Consider the following 6010-nt stretch of genomic DNA (forward strand, 5'->3'; position numbering starts at 1 on the left):
TCATTATGATTGATAGTCCTTTTCGTTTACCACGTTACACGCCTTTTGGTTTAGGTGAGTCTGTTGTCGAGTGGGCAACTGGGCTATCTAAGCTAGACCGACTATACCAAGATCGTAAAAACGAGTTATCTAGCTTCGAATTCATGAATTACACTCTGTCGGCGCTCAATATCGACTACTCGGTTGCATCGGGAAGCACGGAAAACATCCCGGAAGAAGGGCCTGTCGTGATTGTGGCGAACCACCCGCTTGGCGCCATCGAAGGCGTGATCCTTGCCGATCTCGTAGGATCAGTAAGAAAGGATGTGAAGGTGCTGGCCAATGAGTTACTTAAGCGCCTGCCTGAACTGGATGATCTTTTCATCGGTGTCGATGTCTTTAACAGTAAAGAATCGAAACGCACCAATGCCAAAGCGATTCGAGATGCCAATCGTCATTTGGCTGATGGTGGACTATTGATTGTATTCCCAGCAGGTGAAGTATCAAGCTACCGTAAAGGGGCAAAAACACTGACAGACATCGAGTGGAGCAAGTCGGTAGCGAAATTCGTCAAACGTCACCAAGCCACCACGGTACCTATCTTTATCAATGGCAAGAACAGTGAGCTTTTCTATCAAGCGGGTCGTGTTCATCCACTGTTGAGAACCGCTCTACTCGGGCGTGAACTTCTTAATAAACAAGCGACAACTATCTCTATCTCGATTGGCTCATCGATTCCGTATTCAGAGATAAAATCGTTTGAAAAAGAGATGGATATCGTCAACTACCTACGACTTAATACCTATCTAATGAGTCAACAAGATAGTCCGAACACGCCAATCCACGCGCCCTCTTTCGATACCCAAGTGATAGCGCCTATTCCACCAGAAGTCTTATCAATAGAGATAGACTCACTCCCTGAAGAGATGAAACTGCTCGAGCAAGGGAACTTTGAGGTCTACTGCACACCAAGCCAATCTATTCCTAACTTAATGCGCGAGATTGGTCGAGTAAGAGAAGAAAGCTTTAGAGAAGTCGGAGAAGGCAGCGGGCTGGCCTGTGATTTAGATGAGTATGACCTTTACTACCATCAACTGTTTGTGTGGAATAAAACCAAGGCAGAACTGGTTGGCGCGTATCGACTCGGTATGGTCGACAAACTCATCGCTGAGCACGGGCTTGATCAGCTCTACTCTCGTAGCCTGTTTAACTACAACCAAGAATTCATTGATACTCTAGAAAACAGCATTGAGCTTGGGCGATCGGTAGTAAGTAAACCTTACCAAAAGAGCCTGAACTCACTGTTACTATTGTGGAAAGGCATTGCGACCTTTGTGTCTCGTCACCCTCAATATACCCATCTGTTCGGCCCAGTCAGTATCAGCAATGATTACAGCCACAATGCGCGTCTGTTGATCGCGACCACGTTATCAATCCACCATTATGATGAGGAAAAGGCGAATTTGGTTTCACCTTCGTCACCACTCAATACCAGCAGTCATGTGTTCTGGCAAAATCACCTGCTCTCTTCACTGGCGAGTGTGCCTCTGCTCTCTAAAGTGTTAGCACGCATGGAGCAAGGTAAAGGCCTGCCGGTACTGCTGCGCCAATATCTAGGGATGAACGGTAAACTGGTGTGTTTTAATGTCGACCCATCGTTTAATGATGCCTTGGATGGCTTGATTGTGGTGAACCTTAAGAAGGTTCCATTGAAGACCTTAGGTAAATACATGGGCAGAGAACTTGCTCAAGATTACCTAGAGCAACACGCACGCCTCTGATTTATCCTGCTCTGTACCTCTCTCCAAATAAGTGCGATGATTTCGGCACTTATTTGGGATAGGTTATTTTCATGCACACCTCTTTTATCGAACAACTGCAAAGCTTCGACTTCTCTGAAAGCCAGATTGAATCTCTACTCGCTGTCGCCAAGCCACTTGAGCTGCCAACCAGACACATCTTGATCAATCAAGGTGAGATGGCGAGTTCAATCTACTTTGTACTTGAAGGCTTGTGCCATGCCTGCTACCTCACTGATGATGGTAAGCAATACAGCAAAGAGTTCTATTGGGAACAAGATTGGATCATCGGCTTTGAGAGTCTGATAAAGAACCAAGCCTCTCCTTACCTATTAGAAACGCTGACACCCATCACCATGTTAGAGCTGCCAATGAATGCGGTTATCGAGTGGCGTGCATCAAATAATCCTTTGTATTTAAAGCTGTTAGAAACACAACTGATGCATAAGGAAAACAAAGAACGCTTCATGCTGCTCTATACACCAGAGCAACGCTATCAGCTGTTCTTCGAGCACTATCCCGACCTTGAGCAGCGCTTGAACGACAATCAAATTGCAGCCTACCTAGGAATAACCGCAATCAGCCTGAGCAGAATTAAAGGTCGAATTAACAATAGTTAATGCCAACAATCATCGCGCATAGTACATTCAGAGCATCGATAATCTCTGGATGTAAACATGATCACTTGGCACTCAATTCCTTTTTCTGAACTCTCAACACAACAGCTTTATCAACTACTTAAATTAAGAGTCGATGTATTTGTGGTCGAGCAGACTTGTCCTTATCCAGAGCTGGACGGTAAAGATACACTCGCGGGTGTTGAGCACCTGCTTGGCTATGCTGATGAAGAGTTGGTAGCGTGTGCACGTTTATTACCACCAGGTACCTCTTACGACAACACCAGCATCGGTCGAGTCGCAACCAAGCAATCGGCAAGAGGTGGTGGCTTGGGGCATCAATTAATCAAAGAAGCATTAACACGCTGCGAGGCTCTTTGGCCAAATACGGCCATTGATATTGGCGCGCAGCAACACCTAGAAAACTTCTATGCGAGCCACGGCTTCAACACCATCTCGGATATGTACCTCGAAGATGACATTCCTCATATAGACATGAGATTAGAAAAATAATGACGAATATCACTGCCGGTATTCTATTGTTGGTTGCAGGTAACTTGTTTGCCTCGCTTTCCGACGTAGCGGTAAAGCTGTTAAATGGCGAAGTACCGCCCTTACAGTATATTTGTTTCCGACAGTTGATATCTCTGCTCATCATCACCCCTTTGTGGCTACAGCAGAAAAAAGAACAACGGCGCTTACAGCAGGCTAAGGTAACCTTCATTCGAGGCCAACTAATATTAATTGGTAGCGGGTGTATGGTTGTGGCAATCACTCATTTATCTTTAGCAACCGCCAACGCTGTGTTTTACGTGGCTCCCCTATTGATGTTGCCTCTTTCTATATTTCTACTCAAAGAGCAGCCTGCACTTGGGAAGGTGATCGCCACTACCATAGGTTTCATCGGTGCACTGATTGTCTTAAGGCCATCACAATTTCATTGGGCAGCACTGTTTGCTTTGGGTACAGCACTCACTCTCGCACTCTTTAATGTACTCGTAAGAAAGCTTCCTAGTGAGCAAACGGTGGTCACTACGCTGTGGTGGACAACCTTATTCTCTATTCCAGCCTCATTAGTACTGTGCTTCTTATACTGGCAGCCAGTGTCTGTGGAGCATTTGGGATACATAGCCCTGAGTGCGACGCTAATCTTAAGTTACAACGGCCTTGCAGTTGCTGCCTATCAAAAAGCACACTCTAGCCAAATTGCCTTAGCTGAGTATTCAGGATTGGTGTTTGTCGCGCTAATAGGTGCAATATGGTTCGATGAGATTCCGGATACATTAACCTTTATCGGAATCATGCTTATCATCTTGCCACTCGCCCCTTTCAAGCGACCAAAAAAAAGAGCTAATGCTTAGCTCTTTTCTATCGTTTATCTGTGTCTGGTGAAGCGCTTTAACTCAGGCTCACTATTCATCTACTTACTGCGACCAAAGCCACCATCGGATAAGCGGAAGAACATCACCGAAGTATCGCCTTTCTCTAGCTGAAGAATGTCCAACTGCCCAGTTTCAGCAAGTTTGAAACGAACCAGTTGGCCTTTACGAATCTGACTGAGTGGCTTATCTGCACCTTCAATACGCACTAACGCATTCAAGTCAGACAATGGCAAATCGTTGTTTCGAAAAACCTGCGCTAACGTATCCCCTTGCTTAACAAGGTACTCCTGCCAATTTTTGTTACTCGGTTCTGATGAACTGCTCTTGGCATTTTGCTGTTCGCTTAAGCCGACGGTGTTTATTTCAAGCTCAACGCGCGATGTTGTTGGAGCTGTGTCTACTTTAGGTTCTGGTAGCGGCACAAAAAGTAATATCAGTACGATCGGAGAAATCACCATCAACAGTCTTTGGTGTAACTTCGGCAATGAGCCCCAAGTTTGCGCTGTCGAGGTTTTCAATTTCTTCACATCGATCGAACTCAATTTCTCTTTGACCTGATTCAGTCGATCCTTGAATTCTGCTAAGTGGTCAACTTTCTGTTTTTTCTTTTGACGACGATTCATACCACTGCGTCCTATACATTGAATAACTACAGTATAAAAACCAAAGTACCAACAGTATAGATCTTTCCGTCACAACAAGGCCCAAAGCGAGAAAATTGACATGGCTGTGATTTGGGCACGGTAAAGCGCAAGTGATCAGGGACTAGCCGTTTCTTCACGCTGCTAATACTGGTATTCTTACCCTTTTCGTACTGACAAAAAGAGTGACTTTTCATGTCTGAAGTAAAATTTGAAACTGTAGAGCAAAAAGCTAGCTACGGTATCGGTCTACAAATGGGCCAACAACTTGCTGGTTCTGGTCTTGAAGGCCTAAACGTTGACGCAATCGCTGCTGGTATCGCAACAGCTCTAGTTGGCGACATGCCAGCTATCGAAGTTGACGAAATCAACAACGCACTACAAGAGCTACACACTCGTGGTGAAGCTGCACGTCAAGAACTAGCTAAAGCTGCTGCTGCTGACGGCGAAGCTTTCCTAGCTGACAACGCTCTTCGTTCAGAAGTAACGGTTCTTGAGTCTGGTCTTCAGTACGAAGTACTAACTGAAGGTACTGGCGAAATCCCAACTGCAGACAAGCAAGTACGTGTTCACTACCACGGCGAACTAACTGACGGTACTGTTTTCGACAGCTCTGTATCTCGCGGTCAACCTGCTGAATTCCCAGTAACTGGCGTAATTCAAGGTTGGGTACAAGCTCTACAAATGATGCCTGTTGGCTCTAAGTGGAAGCTATACATCCCTCAAGATCTAGCATACGGTGAGCGTGGCGCAGGTGCTGCAATCCCACCATTTGCTGCTCTAGTATTTGAAGTAGAACTTCTAGCAATTCTTTAATTTTTATAAAAACCTTTAGTAAAACAAAATACTATAGGTAAATAAAATTGAAATAATCCAACGGCGATGTGACTACATCGCCGTTTTTCGTTTATAGTGAAAGAGTAAATTACTTTATTACTTAAGGACGAATAATGAAGAAAGTACTCATCACAGTTTTAAGCAGCCTTGCTGTTGTCTCTTGCGCTAGCACTAGCGACTCTGAACAAACCAGTTCATCATCAGATACCAACTATTCCCAACTATCCCAAACTGCACTGATGGCTGCAGTGAATATGTGGTCTCAGCAGAACGAAACAACACCGCTTGTGGATACGGTAGCTGACCAAGCTTCTGTTACCAGCGACCAAGCAGTTGGCGGTATTGGTTCAATGTTAGCCCTTGCACAAAACTCTCTTGGCACAGCCGACAACAAAGAACTCGCGACACTTATTCCGGGTATGTCGAGCCTTGAGTCTACTGGTCTATCATCGCTACTAAGCTCACAGGGTGCCGTTGAAAGTGCGTTTTCTGGATTAGGTATGGATCCATCAATGGTTACAACATTTGCACCCATCATTCTTCAAGCACTGCAGTCACAAGGTGCAACGAGCGGCCTGATGGATTCACTTTCAGCTATATGGCAATAATCGTTAGTTATTAATAGCTAGCTTAAAATCTAATAAGGGCACTTCGGTGCTCTTTTTTGTGCGTGGAAGAAAAGATATTTGAGATACGAGACACGAGACACGAGACACGAGACACGAGACACGAGACACGAGACACGAGACACGAGA

7 protein-coding genes are annotated in these 6010 nt (G+C 45.1%); 6 read left to right on the forward strand and 1 reads right to left on the reverse strand.

Features of this window, described 5'->3' with window-relative positions; translation table 11 throughout:
- Positions 1–5 precede the first annotated feature (5 nt).
- The 4 genes from AB6E30_RS09620 (at position 6) to AB6E30_RS09635 (ending at position 3756) form a co-directional block, all read left to right on the forward strand.
- A complete protein-coding gene (locus AB6E30_RS09620; protein WP_102333017.1) occupies positions 6–1760 on the forward strand; it encodes a lysophospholipid acyltransferase family protein in 1755 nt (584 codons plus the stop codon).
- Between the two features lie 71 nt (positions 1761–1831).
- Entirely contained in the window at positions 1832–2398 is a 567-nt protein-coding gene (locus AB6E30_RS09625; RefSeq protein WP_372103392.1) for a Crp/Fnr family transcriptional regulator, read from the forward strand.
- Between the two features lie 57 nt (positions 2399–2455).
- Positions 2456–2908 carry a GNAT family N-acetyltransferase gene (locus AB6E30_RS09630; RefSeq protein WP_017058878.1) on the forward strand — a complete coding sequence of 151 codons (453 nt, stop codon included), beginning with the start codon at positions 2456–2458 and terminating at the stop codon, positions 2906–2908.
- On the forward strand, positions 2908–3756 hold the full coding sequence (locus AB6E30_RS09635) for a DMT family transporter (protein ID WP_372103394.1): 849 nt from the start codon (positions 2908–2910) through the stop codon (positions 3754–3756). The genes AB6E30_RS09630 and AB6E30_RS09635 overlap by 1 nt, the downstream gene beginning before the upstream one ends.
- 59 nt (positions 3757–3815) lie before the next feature.
- Here the strand turns inward: AB6E30_RS09635 and AB6E30_RS09640 are convergent, their stop codons facing one another.
- On the reverse strand, positions 3816–4400 hold the full coding sequence (locus AB6E30_RS09640) for a LysM-like peptidoglycan-binding domain-containing protein (RefSeq protein WP_050654149.1): 585 nt from the start codon (positions 4398–4400) through the stop codon (positions 3816–3818).
- Between the two features lie 213 nt (positions 4401–4613).
- Here AB6E30_RS09640 and AB6E30_RS09645 point away from each other — a divergent pair, with 213 nt between their 5' ends.
- A complete protein-coding gene (locus AB6E30_RS09645; RefSeq protein ID WP_008220519.1) occupies positions 4614–5234 on the forward strand; it encodes an FKBP-type peptidyl-prolyl cis-trans isomerase in 621 nt (206 codons plus the stop codon).
- Positions 5235–5368: 134 nt separating this feature from the next.
- Positions 5369–5863 (forward strand): DUF2780 domain-containing protein, encoded by a 495-nt coding sequence (locus tag AB6E30_RS09650; protein WP_017058875.1) that lies wholly within the window; start codon positions 5369–5371, stop codon positions 5861–5863.
- Positions 5864–6010: the final 147 nt, after the last annotated feature.

It is taken from the genome of Vibrio sp. 10N.247.311.12 (assembly GCF_041467515.1).
Lineage (GTDB): Bacteria > Pseudomonadota > Gammaproteobacteria > Enterobacterales > Vibrionaceae > Vibrio > Vibrio crassostreae_C.

Bases quoted from the DNA above. Each gene is read 5' to 3' on its own strand.
- AB6E30_RS09620 (WP_102333017.1), top strand. From the start codon at position 6: ATGATTGATAGTCCTTTTCGTTTACCACGTTACACGCCTTTTGGTTTA.
- AB6E30_RS09625 (WP_372103392.1), top strand. From the start codon at position 1,832: ATGCACACCTCTTTTATCGAACAACTGCAAAGCTTCGACTTCTCTGAA.
- AB6E30_RS09630 (WP_017058878.1), top strand. From the start codon at position 2,456: ATGATCACTTGGCACTCAATTCCTTTTTCTGAACTCTCAACACAACAG.
- AB6E30_RS09635 (WP_372103394.1), top strand. From the start codon at position 2,908: ATGACGAATATCACTGCCGGTATTCTATTGTTGGTTGCAGGTAACTTG.
- AB6E30_RS09640 (WP_050654149.1), bottom strand. From the start codon at position 4,400: ATGAATCGTCGTCAAAAGAAAAAACAGAAAGTTGACCACTTAGCAGAA.
- AB6E30_RS09645 (WP_008220519.1), top strand. From the start codon at position 4,614: ATGTCTGAAGTAAAATTTGAAACTGTAGAGCAAAAAGCTAGCTACGGT.
- AB6E30_RS09650 (WP_017058875.1), top strand. From the start codon at position 5,369: ATGAAGAAAGTACTCATCACAGTTTTAAGCAGCCTTGCTGTTGTCTCT.